General features: G+C 59.3%; 1 protein-coding gene. It reads left to right on the plus strand.

All coding sequences use genetic code 11. The features are described from left to right. The coding region (locus AD928_RS00085; RefSeq protein WP_324609173.1) for an FAD-binding oxidoreductase at nucleotides 1-555 on the plus strand (555 nt) is incomplete at its 5' end. Nucleotides 556-856 lie beyond the last annotated feature (301 nt).

The raw sequence follows: 856 nt of genomic DNA on the forward strand, positions 1-856 counted from the left end.
GGCAGCCCGCGCGCGGATGACAGCCTGCGCACGCTGATGGAAGAAGTTCTGGGGCAGGCTCTGGAAGATGGGCTGGTGACCGATGCCGTGCTAGCAGAAAGCGAAGGGCAGCGTCAGGCGCTCTGGGTGATCCGTGAGGAGCATGCCGAAGCGCAGAAACGCGCCGGGGCTTCCGTCAAAAACGATGTCTCCGTCCCGCTCTCCGCCATTCCGGAATTCATTACCAAAGCGACGGCAGCCTGTGAGGCGCTGATCCCCGGCATCCGCGTGGCTCCGTTCGGGCATATTGGAGATGGCAACATCCACTTCAATCTGGTGCAGCCTGAGGGCATGGACCCGAAAGCCTTCCTCGCGCAGGACCATGCCATGATGGACACCGTTGCCAACATTGTCCGCACGCTGGACGGGTCCTTCTCTGCCGAACATGGTGTCGGGCAGTTGAAAACCTACATGATGCCGTCCTGGCGCGGTGGCGCGGAACTGGATGCCATGCGCAAGATCAAAGCAGCGCTGGACCCGAAAACCCTGATGAATCCGGGGAAGATTTTTCCGTAAGCCTAAAAAAACAGCGCCTGCCCGGATAATTTCAGGACAGGCGCTGCTGTTATAGACTGATAAAGATGGGCGAAAATCCTAACGCCCAGACCGGCTTTAAAAGCCGCTCACACAAACCCGCACTTATTTGTTGCGCGAGAAGAAATCCATTTCAGGATAACGCAGCGCGGAGAGCTGGAGCAACAGGGCTGGCAGCAGGATTACGCCCACTTCCACGCCCATCAGCCCAATGGCCGCAATGGTCAGAAGCGGGGCGATAATCCGCTCCACATGCGCCGCGCGCGGGCTGCCACAGGCCAGA

This window comes from Acetobacter cerevisiae (assembly GCF_001580535.1).
GTDB lineage: Bacteria > Pseudomonadota > Alphaproteobacteria > Acetobacterales > Acetobacteraceae > Acetobacter > Acetobacter cerevisiae.